The following is a 17645-nucleotide window of genomic DNA, read 5'->3' on the forward strand; positions in this document are numbered from 1 at the left end:
TAGGGGCCACGATCGAGGCTAACAAGTACCGGCGCGCGGTCCGTAAGGGCCCATAACCCTGACAGTGCGCGCTGATCTAGCCTCGCCGTGCCTCCGGATGCAAGCGCACCCACCCCTCCCAAGCCGACGTGATCATGTCGGTCACGTCGTACCTTGCCTTCCAGCCCAGCTCGTCGGCGATGCGGGCGGCCGAGGCCACGACGCGGGGCGGGTCCCCCGGGCGGCGAGGGGTGACGACCGGGGGCAGGTCATAGCCCGTGAGGTCGTTGATGCGGTCGATCATTTCGCGGACCGAAACGCCTTCCCCGCGGCCGATGTTGAGGGTCAGGTCTGTGCCGGGGGACGTGGACAGGCGGCGGGCTGCTGCTACGTGGGCCTCGGCCAGGTCGACCACGTGGATGTAGTCGCGTACGCATGTGCCGTCCGGCGTTGGATAGTCGTCGCCGAAGATCCGGGGTGGCGCGTCCTCCGTCAGCTTTTCGAAGACCATCGGGACGATGTTGAAGACGCCGATGTCGGCCAGCTCCGGGGTCGCCGCGCCCGCCACGTTGAAGTAGCGCAGGCAGGCCGTCGAGAGGCCGTGTGCGCGGCCCGTGGCGCGGGTCAGCCACTCGCCCGCCAGTTTCGTCTCGCCGTACGGGCTCATGGGCACGCAGGGCGTCTCCTCCGTCACCAGGTCGACGTCCGGCATGCCGTACACCGCCGCCGAGGACGAGAAGACGAAGGAGGGGACCGCTGCGGTCGTCACCGCCTGCAGCAGTACCCGCAGGCCCTCGACGTTCTCGCGGTAGTAGTGCAGCGGCAGCTCGACCGACTCGCCGACCTGCTTCTTCGCCGCCAGGTGGACGACACCGGTGACGGCGTGGTCCGTGAGTGCGCGGGACACGCGATCCGCGTCCAGGGTCGAGCCGACGATCACCGGCACCCCGTCGGGGACGCGCTCGGCGATCCCGGTGGACAAGTCGTCGTACACCACTGCCTGTTCGCCCGCCTCGGTCATCGCGCGGACGACGTGCGCCCCGATGTAGCCGGCGCCGCCGGTGATCAGCCAGGTCATGTACGGCCGTCCCCTCGTCTGTCGGTCAGTAGGACCATCGTCGGTCACTGGGCCTCGTCTTGCATCAGAGCAATCAGTGAAGCAGCCGCCTCAGCCGTCGCCGCAGTACGGCGGCCACTCCCCGCCGACCGGACGCGAGCCGCAACGCCAGCGAGCCCGAATGGGTCGCGTACGGCTGGACCAGCAGCACACCGTGCCGCCCGCTCAACACCGCCGTACGACGCAGCAGCCCAGCCCCGGCGACTGCGTGCGCGGAGGTGTAGCGGGCCGAACCGTCCCGGAACCTCAGCCGCAGCCGCAGGTCCCACGTGCCCGAGCCGAGCGCGGAGAGGTCGACCGGCACCTCGGCCCACCAGCAGCCGACCGAGGGGCCGAAGCCAGAGTTCGCCCCGGAGTCGTCCGCGCCATCGCCCGGCACAAGCGCCGCCCTGACCGCGAGCCCCACCCGCCCCTCCTCCCGATGTACGAACTCGACCTCCACCCCCTCCGGCCCCGCCTCCCCCATCCGCCCATACAGCTCATGCAGACGCAGCCGAAGCCGCGTGGCACGCGCGCGTGGCCGCAGTTCCGCGTCGACGGCCACAGGGAGGAGCCGTACAGGCCGGAACAGCAGGTGTTCCAAGGCCACTTGGGGCAAGTCGGCGGACCACACCGGCGTACCGTCCGCGGCCCGCGCGTACGGCGGCGTCAGCCGGGCCGGACGTGACGCGAGCTCTCTGATGCGGTCCAGGTCGCGCGGCTCCTCGGAGGCCAGGACGACCTGCGCGACGACCCGCCCGGGCGCGGGGGCCGCCGCGAAGTCACCCGCGTCGAATGCCGCGAGGTACGCGCGCGTGAGCGCCCACCACTCGCGCCGGTACCCGGAGTCGCGCAGCCCCAGCTCGCGCGCGTACATCCGCAGGCTGTGGTCCAGGAACGCGGCGCGCGCCGCCCTGGCGAGCCGCTTCTCACCGGCGCCGAGGAGAGTGTCGTACGCCATGCCGTGGGCCGTGAGCCTGGCCCGCCAGTTGTCCATGTCCGCGCGGTCCAGCGAGATCGACAGCCGCTCGGCGGACCGGCGCACCTGCCAGACGTACACCGGGTCGGGGACCAGCGCGATACGCGGACCGGCGGCGAGTACGCGCGCGGTGAACACGAAGTCCTCGTACGGGAAGCGGCCTTCGGGGAAGCGGATGCCGTGCTCGCGCAGGAAGCCGGTGCGGTACAGCTTGTTGACGCAGAGCGTGTCGTGGACCAGGCGGGTGCGGAGCGAGGGGTGGGGGACGAGGACGGGACGCGCGTACAGCTCGGGGCGCCAGGGGATCTCGCGTCCGGACGGCAGCTCGCGGCGGATACACAGGCCGGCCGCCACCTCCGTACCGTGACCGACGGCGGCGGAGAGCAGCGCGTCCACCGCGCCGGGCGGCAGTACGTCGTCGCTGTCCAGGAACATCACGTACGGGGCCGTCGCGGCGTCGATCCCGTCGTTGCGGGGGCTGCCGCAGCCGCCGCTGTTGACCTTGCGGCGTACGACCTTCAGGCGCGGTTCGCCGCGCGCGAGCCGGTCGAGGAGGTCCGGGCTGCCATCCGTCGAGCAGTCGTCGACGGCTATCACCTCGCGGACAGCCGGGCCCTGCACGAGAGCGGAGCGCACCGCGTCCGTCACAAGGGCGGCGTCGTCGTAGCCGATGACTATGACGGAGACCTGCGACGGGGGAGGGTGCGTGGCTCGCATGGTGTGCCTGGATTCCACGGGGACGAACGGGAAGAAATGGAAGCTTTGCGCCTCATTCTCCGTTATGAGGTGCTTGTTGTCCCGTGGGGAGAGAGGGCAGCAGTGAGCGCAAGCTCCCTCGCAAGCGGCGTCTCAGCCCTCAGAAGCTGCGTCTCGGCTCTCAGAAGCAGCGTCTCAGTGGTCAGTCGCTCTCCAGCTCCGCCGAGTCCAGCGCCGCCGTGAGCTTGTCGAGCCGGGCCCGCAGGTCGCGGATCTCGTCCAGGTCGAAGCTCGTCGCGGCGGCGATCCGGCGCGGTACCGCGAGCGCCTTCTCGCGCAGCGCACCGCCCTCGTCCGTGAGCCCGACGACCACCGACCGCTCGTCGCGGGCGCTGCGCTCACGCCGTACGAGACCGGTCGCCTCCAGGCGTTTGAGCAGCGGCGACAGCGTTCCGGAGTCGAGCCGCAGATGCTCGCCCAGCTTCTTCACGGGCAGCTCGCCGTGCTCCCACAGCACGAGCATGACCAGGTACTGGGGGTACGTGAGCCCCAGATCCTTCAGGGCGACCCGGTACACGCCGCCGAAGGCGCGCGAGGCGGCGTTCAGCGAGAAGCAGATCTGCTGGTCGAGACGGAGGAAGTCCTCGGGGGTCGGGGTCTCGGTCGTCGGAGTCGGAGTGGTCATGCCTTCAGGATAACCCGAGTACGCCATTGGATTGTGCACAACTGAATTGTGTGCTCTACTTGTGGTCGTGAGGCGAGCAACCCAGAGGCCCTGCCCGCCACCACGACCGATCTTGCTTCTGATCCATATGACGAGAGGGATGTCTCCCATGGACGCGCTCTACACCGCTGTCGCCACCGCCACCCACGGCCGTGAAGGCCGCGCCTTCACCAACGACGGCCGCCTCGACCTCGAGCTGGGCATCCCGAAGGAGATGGGCGGCAGCGGTCAGGGCACCAACCCGGAGCAGCTGTTCGCCGCGGGCTACTCCGCCTGCTTTGCCAGCGCCCTCGGCCTGGTCGGCCGGAACGCGAAGGTCGACGTCAGCGAGGCCGCGGTGACCGCCGAGGTCGGCATCGGCAAGCAGGGCGAGGGCTTCGGCCTCGCGGTCACGCTGCGCGTGGAACTGCCCGACTCCGTGGACGCCGAGACCGGCCGCAAGCTGATCGAGCAGGCCCACCAGGTCTGCCCGTACTCCAACGCCACCCGCGGCAACATCCCGGTCGAGCTCGTCGTCGAGTAAGTCGATTAATCGGGCAGGCGAGTAATCGGGCGGTCGAGTAACCCCCGGTCAAACCCTGCTTGTTGCCCGGTCCGCACCCAACGCGGGCCGGGCGTCCGGCATTTCAAGCGCCGGGATCGTCGAAACCGCCCGCTCCAGCAGCAGCGGCAGCCCGATCACCGGCAGCACCCACGCCACCACGATCAGCCGGTCGCCGATGGTGATGTCCGGGTGCCCCGCCTGGTTGATGACGCCGCTGAAGGCCGCCGCGATCAGGAACGCCGCGAAGGCCGGACGTTGCCGCAGTACACCCCACGCCCCGGCGGCCAGCGCCACGAGGAACAGGGGCTGCAAGAACTGCCGACGCAGCCACTCCGCCCAGAAGTTGAACTCGAGTTGCCAGAACTCCGGCCAGGGTTCGGCGCGGTCGGGTCGCGTGAAGTGATCGGCGAGCAGGTCCTGGAGACTCTCGTTCGTGGAGGGGTAGTTCAGCAGCCCTGCGGCCGTCACGGTCCCGACCGCCGCACAGCCCGCCACCACGGCGATCACCCGCAGCGCTTGGTCAACTCGCTTCCTCCGTACGGCGATCACCGCGCACGCCGCCACCAAGCACAGCCCGAGGAACATCGCCTGCGAGTGCTTCACCGTGAAGAGCAGCAGCAGCGAGCCGCCGATCATGGTGGCGCCGGCGCGCGTTCGGCCGTCCAGCGCTAGTGCGCAGCCCCACAAGACCGCCAAGGTCAGGGCCAGTTGGAGCCCCTCGGTCATGGGGCGCATCGCGGTCGTGCCGACCGGCAGGGCGTAGTACAGGGCCTGCCCGGTGAGGGCCACGGCGGGCGGGGCGCGCAGGGTGCGCAGGATCAGGAAGACGAGGACGCCTCCGGCCGCGGCTACGAACACGCTCGTCAGCCAGATGCCCCAGGTCACGCCGAACACCGTGACGAAGGGCATCAGCAGCGCGGGATATCCGGGCCGCGCCTCGAAGATCCGCATGAAGCGGGGGGAGTTGAACGGCACCGTGTGCGCGGTCGTCTCCCCGTTCCGCAGCCGCCGTTCCACCTCCGGCCACAGCTCGCGCCGGCACTCCTCGGGGATCCGCCCGACCGGGCCGGGGGAGTGGAAGCGCACCACGTCGACGCTCCGTTCGCGGCGCGCCTCGGCGTGCCGGCTCGCGCAGACGTAGTCGATGGTGGCGGCAGCGGCCTCGCGCTTGCTGTCACCGCGCAGACTCAGGGCGTACGAGAGGTAGTTCCTGGTGTCGGGAGTGTCCCGGCCGGTGTCGTTGGCGAGCTGGAGCAGCGCGAAGACGGCGGCGAGAACGATCACCCAGGTACGCGCCTTGAAGCGGGGCATACGGCTCTTTCAGTGACGTGGTGTTGCTGAGGTGAGCCCGCCGCCACCGCACACAACGGTGGGGCGAGCCGCAGCCCGCCCCACCGAGAGGTTTCAGCCCTTGCGTGCCTTGACGATCGCCCTCGTGACGATCGGCGGCAGCAGGTCCTTGGCGAGCCGCCTGGCCGCGCTCGGGCGACGCTTGGCGGCGCTGACCGTGGCGGGCCGCGTGGTGGCGGAGGCGGGCTTCGGGGCGGGCGTGGGCTTGGGGGCCTCGGCGGCCGGCTTCGGCTTTTCGCCCGCGTACTTGGACACCGGCTGCTTCGGCTCGGTCGCCTTGTTACCGGTTATACGGATCAGCCCGTACCCGGCGACCTGCTGCACCTCGTGCCACATGTCGTCGCGGCCCGCCAGCCACTCCAGCAGCGCGTCGCGCAGCGGCTCGGGGTCGCCCCAGGTGCCGTAGAACTTGGTGCCGGTGATGCAAATGGGGCGCAGGTCGAAGGTGGGAATCGCGCCCCAGGTGGCCGCGGCGACGCCCGGGCAGTGCTCGGCGCGGAAGTCGTCGAGCACGACCACGCCGTCGGGCAGCAGGATGTCGCGCACCGCCGCGATATCCGCGTTCACGTGCTCGTACAGGTGCGAGGCGTCGATGTGCGCGAAGCGGCAACTCTTGTCCTCGACACGGTCGGCGACCACCTGGCTCGGCGCCTGGATGATCTCGGGCAACTCCTCGTGGAACGCGAGGTAGTTGGCCTCGAAGGCCCGCCGGGTCAGCGTCGAGTAGGACTTGTTCATCTCCTTGCTGTTGGCCGCGTCCTCGGCGGGGGAGTCGAAGAGGTCGCACACCGTGAACTTGTCCTCGTCACGCAGGTAAGAGCCCATGAAGATGGCGCTCTTTCCCATGTAGGCGCCGAGCTCCAGCAGATTGCCGGTCTGCTGGCTGTCGAGCTGCCGGGACAGGAACCAGTCGAACAGTTGCTGATCGACGGCACGGAACCAGCCCTTGACGTCCGACAGGGTCCTGGGACGGGGCAGCTCGGTGGTGCTGGAGGTCATGTGTACTCCGTACAGCGGGGTCTATGGATTCTCTGTGTTCAGGGATGGGATCGGAGGGCTTCAGGGGGTGTCAACGACGGGAACGGAAACTCCGGATGTCGAAACAGTTGCCAGTGGTGAGGCGGCCGGATAATCCCCGGTTCGGGTGGAATCGAGCACCCACGGAATGCCATCTTCCATCGACGGCACCGGATGGCGCTCGTCGAGCGGCACCACGGCGGGCAGCCCGGCGGTCTCGCCGAGCACCACCCGGCGTACGACACGTTCGGCGGCCCGCCCGTCGTCGTACGGGCAGAAGCGCTCCCGGAACGCGGCCCTCAGCTGCGCGGAGCGCGAACCGCGCCAGTGGCCGGTCGCGAAGATGTCGATCAGTTCGTCCTCGCTGCGCGCGACGACTCCCGGCGGGAACTTGCGCAGATCGAAGTAGGTGCCACGGGCCGCCTCGTACGCCGCCCAGTCGTTCGCGTGGATCACGATCGGCCGGTCGAGATTCGCGTAGTCGAACATCAGGGAGGAGAAGTCGGTGATCAGCGCGTCCGAGGCCAGGCACAGGGACTCGACGCTCGGATGCCCCGACACATCGATCAGCCGGCCGCCGCTGCGGGCCAGCGGCTGCCCGTACGAGGGATGGGCGCGGGTCAACAGCACGAAGCGCGGGCCGAGTTGGCGCAGGATGCGCTCCAGGTCGAGCATGCTGGGCTGGGAGCGGCGGTAGTCGCGGTGGGTCGGCGCGTACAGGATCGCGACCGAGCCTTCCGGGATGCCGAGCGTCTCGCGCAGCCGGGCCACGTCCGCCGAAGTCGCCCGCTGGAACACGTCGTTGCGGGGCTGGCCGTACTCGAGCGTCGTATAGCCGGAGGGGAAGACGCGCTCCCAGACGAGCGTGGTGTGGCGGTTGCCGGACAGGCAGTAGTCCCACTGGTCGACGCCGCGCAGCAGCTCGGCGAAGTCCGTGCCACGGGCCGCCGCCGGGCGGTCCTGGAGATCCAGGCCCATGCGCTTGAGGGGGGTGCCCGTCTGCGTCTGGACCAGGATCTGACCCGGTCGCTTGACCAGTCTGCGGTCGAAGTCGACGTTGCTGACGAGGTACTTGGAGCGGGCGAGCGCCGTCCAGTACGCGGCCGTGTCCGGGGTCAGCCTGCGGGTCGCGGTCGGGACGGTGTGGTGGTGCTCGGGCGTCGCGATCCACGCGGTGCGGATGCCGGGGGCGTACGTACGGAACGCGTCCTCGAGCGCCGCCGGGTTGCAGCCGTAACCGCGTCCGTCGCCGTTGGAGAACACGGCGTGGTCGGCCCGTACGGGCAGCCGGAGCTGGACGCGGTAGTGCAGCCGCAGCGCCATGGCCCGTACGGCGTGGAATGCCGCCGTGACGCCTTCCGACACCTGTCTCTTCAGCTGCGCCGCCGCCCACAGCGTGCGATACGTGCGGTGGCTGCCCAGGCGGATGAGTACGTGTCGCAGCCAGTTGCGGGCGGGGAGGCGGGCGCCCGGCACGCGGTAACGGGCGTAGTGGGCGCGGGCCCTGCGCAGGAACTCGGGGCGGGAGCGGCGCGGCAGGCGGTCGCGTCCGAGGAACACGGCCGAGAGGTGGTCGACCATGCGGCGGAATAGGACGGGACGCCAGTGCGCCAGCTCCGGGTGGGCGTCGAGATGGGCGAAGACACGGTCGTACTGGTCGAAGATGTCGAAGTGGCCCCGGCCGGTGGAGCCGGTGGTGCCTGTGGTGCCGGTCGTGCGGGGTGTTCCGGTTGTGCTCCCTTGGCGTCGTTGGCGGTAGTGGACACAGACGCGGTCGAGCGTCGCGATGGTCTCGGAGGCCATCAGAACTGAGTACGTCCAGGGGGTGTCCTCGTAGTGGCCGGGAGGGAACGTGAAGCCCTCCCGCTCGATGAACTCCCGGCGGTACGCCTTGTTGCCCACCACCATGAGTACCTTGAGCAGTCCTGGCCGGTCGTCGAGCCGGAACGGTGCCGGGCCCCGCTCGGTGAGCTGCGCCGCCTGGACGTTGCGTACGGTTTCGCCCGTCCAGAAGGTGCGCGCGAAGTCGTAGACCAGGACGTCCGGGTCTTCGGTCTCCTTCAGCCGGTCGGCGATCGCGTGCAGCGCGTGCGGGGTGAGGGTGTCGGAGCCGTCCAGGAAGACCAGGTAGTCGCCCTTCGCGCGCTCCAGACCGGCGTTACGGGCCTGACCGCGGCCCTTGTGTTCGTCGAGGTGAACGGGCCGTACGCGTGGGTCGCGGGCGGCGAACTCGTCGATGATCGAGCCGCAGGCGTCCGGCGAGCAGTCGTCGACGGCGATCAACTCGAGGTCCGGATAGGACTGTTCGAGGACGGAGGCCAGGCAGGCGTGCAGGTAGGCCTGCACCTTGTACGCGGGGACGATGACACTGAACCGGGGCACGTCACATCCATGGGTCGGCGCGGCAGACTGCCCGGAAACGGCCGAAGGGGTGACGTGGTTACGCCAGATGTGGCATATGGGGGACGTCGGGAATGAGATGAGGGGCGGCCGGGTACCGGCCGCCCCTCAACAGATCGTCCGGAAGCGCTACTTCACCGCGCCCGCCATCACACCGGACACGAACTGCCGCTGGAATGCGAAGAACACCGCCAGCGGAATCACCATCGAGATGAACGCGCCGGGCGCGAGCGTCTCGATGTTGCCGGAGAACTGCCGGGTCTGCTCGGTCAGCGCGACCGTCAGCGGCTTCGAGTCGGCGCCCGAGAAGACCAGTGCCACCAGCATGTCGTTCCACACCCACAGGAACTGGAAGATGCCGAGGGACGCGATGGCGGGTGCGCCCAGCGGCAGGATCACGGTGGCGAACAGCCGCATCTCGCCCGCGCCGTCCAGCCGTGCCGCCTCGAGGAGTTCACGGGGGATCTCCGCGAAGAAGTTCCGCAACAGGAAGATCGCGAACGGCAGGCCGAAGCCCACATGGAAGAGGACGACGCCGAGGATGCTGCCGTAGATCCCGAGGTCGCCGAACAGGGAGGACAGCGGGATCAGGGCGACCTGCACCGGCACCACGAGCAGCGCCACCACGACCAGGAACCACCAGTCGCGGCCCTTGAAGTCCATCCAGGCGAACGCGTACGCGGCCATGGCCCCGATGACGATCACCAGGGCGGTGGCCGGAACGGTGATCCAGATCGTGTTGAGCAGGGAGTCGGTGATCTCCTCCTTGCCGAGCAGGGTCGAATAGCTCTCGGTGGTGAGCTGGGCCGGTTTGCTGAAGACGGTCCACCAGCCCGACTCGGCGATGTCCGTCGGATCGCGGAACGACGAGGCGAGCAGACCGACCGTCGGCGTCACCCAGATCAGCGCGATCAGGATCAGGAAGATCCGCATCACGCCGCCGGCCGCGCCGCTCGCGAGCCGGGAGACGAGCGAACGCTCGGCGGGCCGGTCCGGTACGTCCGCCGGCAGTGGTTCCTTCGGTTCTTTCACGGGTACGGAGGGTGCGGTCACCGTCGGCGCTCCCTTCGCAGTCGGCGGATGTTGACGATCATCACCGGCAGGACCAGCAGCAGCAGGACGATGCCGATCGCGCTGCCGAGGCCGAGGTCGCCGCTCCCGGTGAACGCCGCGTTGTAGAGCTGGAGGGCCAGCACATTGGCCTCGTCCTGGGTGGGCTGTGGCGCGATGATGAAGATGAGGTCGAAGATCTTCATCACGTTGATCATCAACGTGATCAGGACGACCACGAGGACCGGCATGAGCAGGGGCACCGTGACCCTGCGGAACACCTGCCACTCGTTGGCCCCGTCGACCCGGGCCGCCTCCAGGAGGTTGCGGTCCACTCCCGCGAGGCCCGCCGCGATGAGCACCATCGCGAAACCGGCCCACATCCAGGCGTACGCCCCGATGATGGCCGGAGTGACCAGGCTCGGGCCGAGCCAGTCGACGCCGTTGTAGGGCGCCGAGAAGTTCGAGGCGGGCAGCCGGAGTTGGGCACCGTCCGCCTCCGCGGGCAGCCGGAACGAACCGTCGTCGGCGGCCTTCGCGGACGCCACGACCTCGCCGTCCTTGACCGCTTCGACCTTCATGCCCGAGAGGCCCTTCTCGCGGGCGTTGATCTCGCCCTTCTGGCCGCCGCCGCCCAGCCTGAAGTCCAGCCAGACCGTGCCGGACACCTCGTCGCCCGCGGACTCGGCGGGCTTGGCGTCCACGGGAGCGCCGGGCAGCTTGTTCGGGGCGATGCCGACCAGCGGGAGCAGGGCCGGAGCTCCCGCTCTGACCGTGTCCGTGGTCGTGAAGGCGCCGCCTCCGGAGGCCTTGAGTCCGAGTTCACCCTCCGGCGACGGGCGCGCGTTGGGATAGACGGACGATTCGGCGAAGGTGTCGTGCACCCCCACGACCACGGCGTTGGCCACGCCCTGGTCGGGATCCGCCTCGTAGACGAGCCGGAAGATGATGCCCGCCGCGAGCATGGAGATCGCCATCGGCATGAAGATGACCAGCTTGAACGCCGTCGACCAGCGCACCCGCTCCATCAGCACGGCGAAGATCAGCCCGAGCCCGGTGACCAGGGCGGGGGCGACCGCGACCCAGATCGCGGTGTTCTTGACGGCGGTGAACGTGGCGTCGTCCGTGAAGATGTCGCCGTAGTTCTGCATGCCGACGAAGGACGAGCCGTCGGCGTCGTAGAAACTTCGCCAGACCGAGTACCCGATCGGGTAGACCACGAGCGCGCCGAGCAGCACCAGCGCGGGCAGCAGGAACAGTCCCGCCACCCACGGCCGGGTGCCCATCACGCTCTTGCGCTTCCGGGCAGGGGGCACCGGACCCGTGGAGCCCCCCGCCATCGCCACCTGGGACGACATAGGCTGCCGTCAGCCCTCGTACGCCTTGGTGGCGGCCGTCTCAAGCTGCTGCTGAATCTCCTCCACCTTCGACGGGTCCTTCAGGAAGTCCTGCAGCGCCTTCCACTCGCCCTGGCCCTGGGTGCCGCCGAACGCGGCGGGAGCCTGGTCGGACATGTCGAAGCGGAAGTCGTCGCCCGCGGCGAGCAGCGCCTCGGCGATGTCCTTGGTCACATCGTCCTTGTATGTCTCGAGATCCATCTCCTTGTTGGGGGAGACGAAGCCGCCCTGTGCGGCCCAGATCTCGGCCGCGTCGGTCGACGCGAGGAAGGTCAGCAGGGCCTGCGAGGCCTTGTCGTCCTTCAGGGCCACGGCCACGTCACCGCCGCTGACTACCGGCGACTCGCTGCCGACCGCCGGGAACGGGAAGACCTTGGCGTCGGTACCGATCTTGGCGTCCGTGTCGGCGTTGATGTTCGCCGCGACGAAGTCGGCCTCGAAGACCATCGCCGCCGGGGTGTCACCGGAGAAGGTGTTCGTCACCGACTTCGGGAACTCCGTGCGCAGCGCGCCGTCCCGGCCGCCCGCGATCAACTCGTCCTTGCCCCACAGTTCGGCCAGCGTGGTCAGGGCCTCCTTCACGGAGGGATCCGTCCACTTGATCTTGTGCTGGGCGAGCTGGTCGTACTTCTCCGGTCCGGCCTGCGAGAGATAGACGTTCTCGAACCAGTCGGTGAGGGTCCAGCCGTCCTGCCCGGCGACGGACACCGCGGGCGAACCCGCGTCCGACAGAGTCTGCGCCGTCTGGACGAACTCGTCCCAGGTCTTCGGCTCCTCGGTGATCCCGGCCGCCTCGAACGCGGCGGTGTTGTACCAGACCAGGGACTTGTTGGCGGCCTTCGCATAGACGCCGTACTGCTTGTCCTTGTACGCGCCCAGGTCCTTCCAGCCCGCCGAGAAGTTCTTGTCGAGCTCCGCCTGCGCCTCGGCGCCCAGCGGCTTGACCCAGCCCTTGTCGGCGAACTGGTGGAGCACGCCGACCTGCGGCAGGAATGCCACGTTCGGCGGCTTGCCGCCCTGGATCCTCGTGCCCAGGAAGGTGGAGGTGTTGTTGCCGGTCGGTACGAAGCTGACGTCGGCGCCCGTCCGCTTCTCGAACTCTTCCAGGACCTTGGTGAAGTTCTCCTGCTCCGGGCCGGTCCAGACGGCCGCGACCTCGAGCTTCTGGCCGTCGAGCTTGGGGAGCTTCACGGAGGCCGCTTTTTCCTTCTCGCCGCCTTCGCTTCCTGAGTCGTCTTTGCCGTCGCCGCCACATGCGGTGAGGGCGAGCGCCATCGCCCCCGCGACGACGGCGGCTGCGGCCTTTGTGGCCCTGCCTTTCCTGATCGGCCTGCGTGTACGAAGAGTGCTGCGCATGACTTGCCCCGTTCTCCGTCGAACGTCCGAGCGCTGCTGTCCCGTGCGCTCTTGGTGTACGCCTGCCTGCTTGGCGTCGGCAAGAGCGCCTGCGGTGTCAAGTGCGTGATCGTAATCGCGTCGTGACGTGCGCTCATGCGGGATGGAGTCGAATGAAGTCTTGTGGTGAGTCGTGTGCGGTTGTAAGGAGTCGTTAGGTGGTTGAGGGCTGTACAGAATTGCGGGCTTGGAGCTGACTTTGGGGCGTCCTCGGAGCGGCTTTGAGGGCGGCCTGGAGGGCGACTGCGGAGGTGGCTCGAGAGCGACCTCTGCAGTGGCTTGGAGGGCGACTTCAGAGGGGCTTTGAGGGCGACTTTAGGGCCTCAGAACAGCTCAGGAGCTGCTCAGCGCTGCGTCAGAGCAGCGAGGGCACCTCCGTGGCCGACACGGAGCGGGCGGCTCTCTCCAGGGCGCTGGCGAGGAGGGCCAGGTCCGTCGGGCCGTTGCCCAATTCGCGTACGGGGCGGCGGGCGGGCGGGTCGCCCATTCGGTCCCACTCGAGGGGGACGACCGTGGGGCGCAGCGTTGACGTACGGGGGATACGGCCCGTGACGCGGCCCCCTTGGAAGGGGGTCGACCGGCCGCGGGGGCCGGTGAGGCGTCCCCGTCCCGGGGCGGGATCCTCCGGTCCGGACGAGGGGGCTTCGAGGGCGATACGCAGGGCCGCCTGCCGGGCCAGCTCCGTCTCGTCGCTACGGGGACCGCCCGCGGTGGCCGCCACCAGATGCACCCCGAGACGGTGACCGCTTCGCGCGACGGCTTCCAGGGCCCGTACGACGGAACCGGCGGCCGGGCGTCCCGGGGAGCCCAGCGCGGGCGACAGGAGCGCGTCGAGGTCGTCGACGATCACGGCCAGCCGGGGGAGCGGAGGGCCCGCGTCCGCCGCCGCCCGCTGCCGCTCCGCGGCGGGGCGCAGGCGGAGGGTGGAACTCGGGGGCGCGTCCAGGTCTGCGGCGCCGGCGCCTGGGGTGGTCTGGGCTCCTGAGCGCGTTGTGGCTCCGGGGGGTGCGGTTCCGGGGGACGCTGTGGTGCTTGCCGAGCGCTGGCCCACGATGCGGCCCTGGAGCCGCTGCCGGGCGTGCCACTCGGCGAAGTCGAGGCGGCCGAGGAGTTCGGCCCGCCGCTTCAGCTCGGCGGTGAGGGATTGCGCGAACTCCCGCATACGGACCGGGTCGTGGGCCGCGAGATGCGTGGTGACATGGGGCAGATCGGTGCAGACCCGCAGACCGTCACCGCGCGAGGCGGCGCCGGCACCGGTGCTGTCCCATCCGTCGATGAGCACGATGCCCAGCCGGTCGGGCCGCTCCGCGGCGGCGAGCGAGGCGGCGACGGAGCGCAGCAGCTCCGTACGCCCGCTGCCCGAGGGCCCCTCGATCAGCAGATGCGGGCCCTCCTGGGCGAGGTCCACGCTCGCGGGCCCGCGTGGCCCGGCGCCGAGCACGGCCACCGCGCGACCGCCGAGCGCCTCCGTGTCGTCGGCGGCGTCCGCCCAACGGGCCATCAGGGACGCTGGGGTGGCCCGGGCCAGCCCCAACTCATCGAGTAGCCGCGCCGCTTGGGGCAAGGGCGCGGACACGCGCGCGTGCCGCTCGCCGGGGACGGCGTCCGTACGCAGCGGGGCGAGCGCCCGTGCGAACCGCTCGGCCCAGGCCATGGACACCGCGTCGACGGCGGCCACGGTGCCATGCCCGACGGGCCCGCGCGGGAGCTCCGCGGCCTGGGTCCGCGCGGCGCCTTCAGGCGCGCCCGGCGCGACCCGCATCAGCCGCAACGCCGTGGCCACGTCCCCGCTGAGCAGAGCAACGGCTCCACAGTCCCGGAACACGGAAGAAGCCGCACAGGCCGCCTCGTAGGTCTCCGTCACCGGCGAGGCGGGCGAAGCGGCCGCCGTCTCGGCAAGGCACACCACATGGATCCCCACCCGAGGCCCCTCAACAGCCAACCGCGACACGGCTTCCCGCACGGCAGCGGGCCCTGGGTCACCGTCCACAACGACGACGGTGAACGGCCCGGGCCAGACGCCGTCGCCGCCTTCGTCGTCCTGGGCCCAGGAGGGGCGACGGTCGCGGGCTCGGCCTCGGGGGGTGCCGTCGGCTTGTCCGCCGCCGAAGTGGATTCCCAGGTGGGTGGCGTCGCGGTCGCGGGTGGGAACGGGGGGCCTGGGGCCGGGTGTGGAGGCCGGGTCGGCGGGCGCGTTGCTGGGGTTGGGGTTGCCGGGGGCGGTGAGGTCGTTTGGGGTGTGCCCTGGGTGAGCGCCGACGGGGGTTGGCCTGGGGTGGTCGCCTGCAGCATCGACGGGGTAGGGCTCGTCACCGCCGCGTCGGTTCGGGGCGGTGGTCGGGTCGAGGGGCATCCCGGGGGCAGCACTGCCATGGTTGCCCGACTGGTGTCCCGGAGGGGCGCCTTCGGCGGACGGTTTGGGGCGGTGGCCCAGGGCGTCGTCGTAACCGTGGCTGCGCTCGCCGCCGGCGCGCTGGGCCGGATCGGAGGCGCGCTCGGCGGCTCCGCCGCCGTAGCCGGAGGCGGAGCCGTGGTCGTCCGACCGGTCTCCTGGGTGGGCGCCTTCGGCGGATGGAATGGGGCGATGGCTCGTGTCGTCGCGCCCAGCACCGCTTCGGACGTCCGGCCGGTGATCGGGGTGGGCCACCTCCGCGGTCGTCCTGGGGCGAGCGCCCGTGCCGTTGCCGGAACCGCGCTCGCCACCGGCGTGGTTGCCCGATGGGCGGCCGGTGTAGGAGCCGTCGGCGGACGGGCTGGTGCGGCCGCCGGCGCCGTCGCCGCGGGTGACGCCGGTCGGATCGTTCGACCGGCGACCCGCGTGGGCGCTTGCATCCGTTGCCCCAGGGCGGCTGGTTGCGCCGTCGCCCAAGCCGCGCTCGCTACCGGCATGGTTGCCCGATGGGTGGCCTGAGCGGGCGTTGTCCGTGGTCGACCTGGGGCGGTCGGTGGCAGCGTCGTTGTAGGCGCGCCCGTCGGCGCCCTGACTGCCCGATGGGTGGGCCGCGTTGGCGCCGTCAGCGGACGGGTCGGGACGTCGGCCCGCGCCGTCGCGGAAGCCTCGCTCGCCACTGGCGTGGTTGCCCGATGGGTGACCTGGGTGCGCGCTGTCCGCGGTCGACCGGGGCCGGTCGGCGGCAGCGTCGTTGTAGGCGCGCCCGCTAGCGCCTTGATCGCCCGACGGGCGACCCGCGTTGGCGCCATCGGCGGACGGTCTAGAGCCGCCATACCCGCCCCCCGCGCCGCCGTCGCCCGCCCCCCGCGCAGCCGGAACCGCGCCGGTCGTATCCGGAGCGGCGGCGGTGATGCGGGCCTGAGCCCCCTGCGCAGCCGCGGTCACCGCGTACGAGGGCCGACGTGCTGTCCCGCGGTCGGTATCCGTCGTGTGGTCGTCCAGGCGGCGGAGGAGTTCCTCCGTGCGGGAGGTGGTCTGTTCGCGGTCGTAGGCCATGAGGAGGTGGCAGTCCTGGCCGTGGGCGGGGCGGATGTGGGGGAGCCAGCCGAGCCAGGACCACTCGGTGATGCGGTCCTCAAGGGGGCGCGAGCGGTCTGCGCTGAGGAGGACGATCTCCAGTGTGTCGGGGGAGTGCAGTGCGGCGAGCTGGGCCACCACCGCGCGTGCGAGCCCGGAGAGGCGGGGACGCGGCCCGGCGATGCCCAGCGCGCCGACCTCCCGCAAGCCGGTGGTCACCGGCACCGCGGGCAGCAGGCCAGAACCGTCCGGCGCGCTCCGGTCCGCCGTACCGAGCCGCACCGCGAGCGTCTCGGGGTGCTCAGGGTCGCGCTCCCACAGCCGGGGTCCCGGTCCGAGCGCGGTCAGGAGCAGTGCCGCGGGGTCGGGCCACCGCTCCGGCTCCCGGACGCCCTCCGCGACGGGCTCGGGCGGCGGCGCCGACTCGTCCTCGTACGCGCTCTCCTCGTACGCCGATGTCCCGGACTGTTCGCCCCGGCCGCCCGCCAGGCGCCGGGCCCATGCCGAGAGCCCGCCGCGTTTACGCGCCCCGCGCGGCGGCACAGCCGTACCCCTCGTCGGTGTGTCCTTCCGGGTGCTCCCGGGCCTCCCGGTTCCCTCGGCCGTCCCGGTGTTCTCGGCCTCCGGTGCCGCCCCCGCGCCCTGACCGGTCGCGACCGGCGGTTCCACAGAGCCGTGCCCCTGCGCCCTGGAGGAGCTGTCCTCCGCGGCTCCCCACCCGGCCGTACCGAAGCCATGGTGCGTGTCGCCCTCCTTTAAGGCGACGGAATCGCCGGCGCCGGAATCGTCCCCCACGCGCGCGTGCGGCACGGTTCCTGCGGCCCTGGGCCGCGGCGGCTCCTCGGGCGCCCCCAGCACCCGTACATGCCCCTCCCCGTCCGGCACCGTCTCCCGTACCGCCTCCGCATCCCCGGCCCGGGCCAGCCGCAACGCCGACTCGCCCACCCGCAGCAGCGCCCCCGGGGCCAAGCGCACCGGGCGCTCGCCCACGCGCGTGCCGTCCAGTGTTGTGCCGTTCGTGGAGCCGAGGTCCGCGACCGACACCCGGCCGTCCGCCGCGACTGTGACGGCGCAGTGCAGGCGGGAGACGTCCGGGTCGTCCAGGGGTACGTCCGCGTCGGCGGAGCGGCCGATGTCGATACGGCCGCCGTGCAGCAGATGGACGCCGCCCGCGTCCGGACCGGCGACGACATGGAGCCGGGCCTCGGCCGCGTCGACCTCGGGGCCGGGCTCCGCCGGAGCGCCGAGGCACAGCACCGCCCCGTCGATCAGCGGCGGCTCACCCAGCGTGCAGCGCTGCGCGTCCAGCCGCTCCGCTCCCGCGTACAGCACACCGGGACCCTCGCCCCCCACCGCCGAGGCGAGTCCGGAGGACACCGCTGCGAGCGCGGTCCCGGCGGGCGCCGTCACCAGCACGTCGCAGGACACGGCACGCCCCTCGGGGCGCGTCCCCAGCGGGTCTACGACGGTCAGCCGGATCTGCATCGCCGTCAGCGGTCCCTTCTGCGCGGGCGCCCGCGACGAGGCTCCGCTGCGATCCCCACCGCAG

11 protein-coding genes are annotated in these 17645 nt (G+C 71.0%); 1 reads left to right on the plus strand and 10 read right to left on the minus strand.

Translation table 11 applies throughout. From position 1 onward, the window contains the following. Positions 1–76: 76 nt before the first annotated feature. The 3 genes from galE to ACQEVY_RS29005 form a co-directional block, all read right to left on the minus strand. A complete protein-coding gene (galE, locus tag ACQEVY_RS28995) occupies positions 77–1057 on the minus strand; it encodes a UDP-glucose 4-epimerase GalE (RefSeq protein WP_432952315.1) in 981 nt (326 codons plus the stop codon). 73 nt (positions 1058–1130) lie between these two features. Beyond that, complete coding sequence (locus ACQEVY_RS29000; RefSeq protein WP_432952316.1) at positions 1131–2771, minus strand: glycosyltransferase; 1641 nt, start codon at positions 2769–2771, stop codon at positions 1131–1133. 181 nt (positions 2772–2952) lie between these two features. After that, positions 2953–3435, minus strand: a complete 483-nt coding sequence (locus ACQEVY_RS29005) for a MarR family winged helix-turn-helix transcriptional regulator (protein ID WP_432952317.1) — start codon at positions 3433–3435, stop codon at positions 2953–2955. A 148-nt stretch (positions 3436–3583) separates the two neighbouring features. Here ACQEVY_RS29005 and ACQEVY_RS29010 point away from each other — a divergent pair, with 148 nt between their 5' ends. After that, the gene (locus tag ACQEVY_RS29010; protein ID WP_432952318.1) at positions 3584–3997 is read left to right on the plus strand and encodes an organic hydroperoxide resistance protein; all 414 of its coding nucleotides are present in this window, start codon (positions 3584–3586) and stop codon (positions 3995–3997) included. 48 nt (positions 3998–4045) lie between these two features. Here ACQEVY_RS29010 and ACQEVY_RS29015 read toward each other — a convergent pair whose 3' ends face one another. The 7 genes from ACQEVY_RS29015 to ACQEVY_RS29045 all read right to left on the minus strand — a co-directional run bounded on the left by ACQEVY_RS29015 (position 4046) and on the right by ACQEVY_RS29045 (position 17581). Further along, positions 4046–5329, minus strand: a complete 1284-nt coding sequence (locus ACQEVY_RS29015; RefSeq protein ID WP_432952319.1) for a hypothetical protein — start codon at positions 5327–5329, stop codon at positions 4046–4048. Between the two features lie 93 nt (positions 5330–5422). Further along, positions 5423–6367: a class I SAM-dependent methyltransferase gene (locus ACQEVY_RS29020; protein ID WP_432952320.1), complete on the minus strand. Its 945-nt coding sequence runs from the start codon at positions 6365–6367 to the stop codon at positions 5423–5425. Positions 6368–6427: 60 nt separating this feature from the next. Continuing rightward, positions 6428–8767 (minus strand): bifunctional glycosyltransferase/CDP-glycerol:glycerophosphate glycerophosphotransferase, encoded by a 2340-nt coding sequence (locus tag ACQEVY_RS29025; protein WP_432952321.1) that lies wholly within the window; start codon positions 8765–8767, stop codon positions 6428–6430. Positions 8768–8914: 147 nt separating this feature from the next. Continuing rightward, positions 8915–9718, minus strand: a complete 804-nt coding sequence (locus ACQEVY_RS29030; RefSeq protein ID WP_432955450.1) for a carbohydrate ABC transporter permease — start codon at positions 9716–9718, stop codon at positions 8915–8917. 116 nt (positions 9719–9834) lie between these two features. Then, the gene (locus ACQEVY_RS29035) at positions 9835–11175 is read right to left on the minus strand and encodes a carbohydrate ABC transporter permease (protein ID WP_432955452.1); all 1341 of its coding nucleotides are present in this window, start codon (positions 11173–11175) and stop codon (positions 9835–9837) included. 27 nt (positions 11176–11202) lie between these two features. Beyond that, positions 11203–12588: an ABC transporter substrate-binding protein gene (locus tag ACQEVY_RS29040; RefSeq protein WP_432952322.1), complete on the minus strand. Its 1386-nt coding sequence runs from the start codon at positions 12586–12588 to the stop codon at positions 11203–11205. 394 nt (positions 12589–12982) lie between these two features. After that, positions 12983–17581 carry an FHA domain-containing protein gene (locus tag ACQEVY_RS29045; RefSeq protein ID WP_432952323.1) on the minus strand — a complete coding sequence of 1533 codons (4599 nt, stop codon included), beginning with the start codon at positions 17579–17581 and terminating at the stop codon, positions 12983–12985. Between the last annotated feature and the right edge of the window lie 64 nt (positions 17582–17645).

The sequence above is a fragment of the Streptomyces sp. CA-288835 genome (assembly GCF_050936385.1).
Lineage (GTDB): Bacteria > Actinomycetota > Actinomycetes > Streptomycetales > Streptomycetaceae > Streptomyces.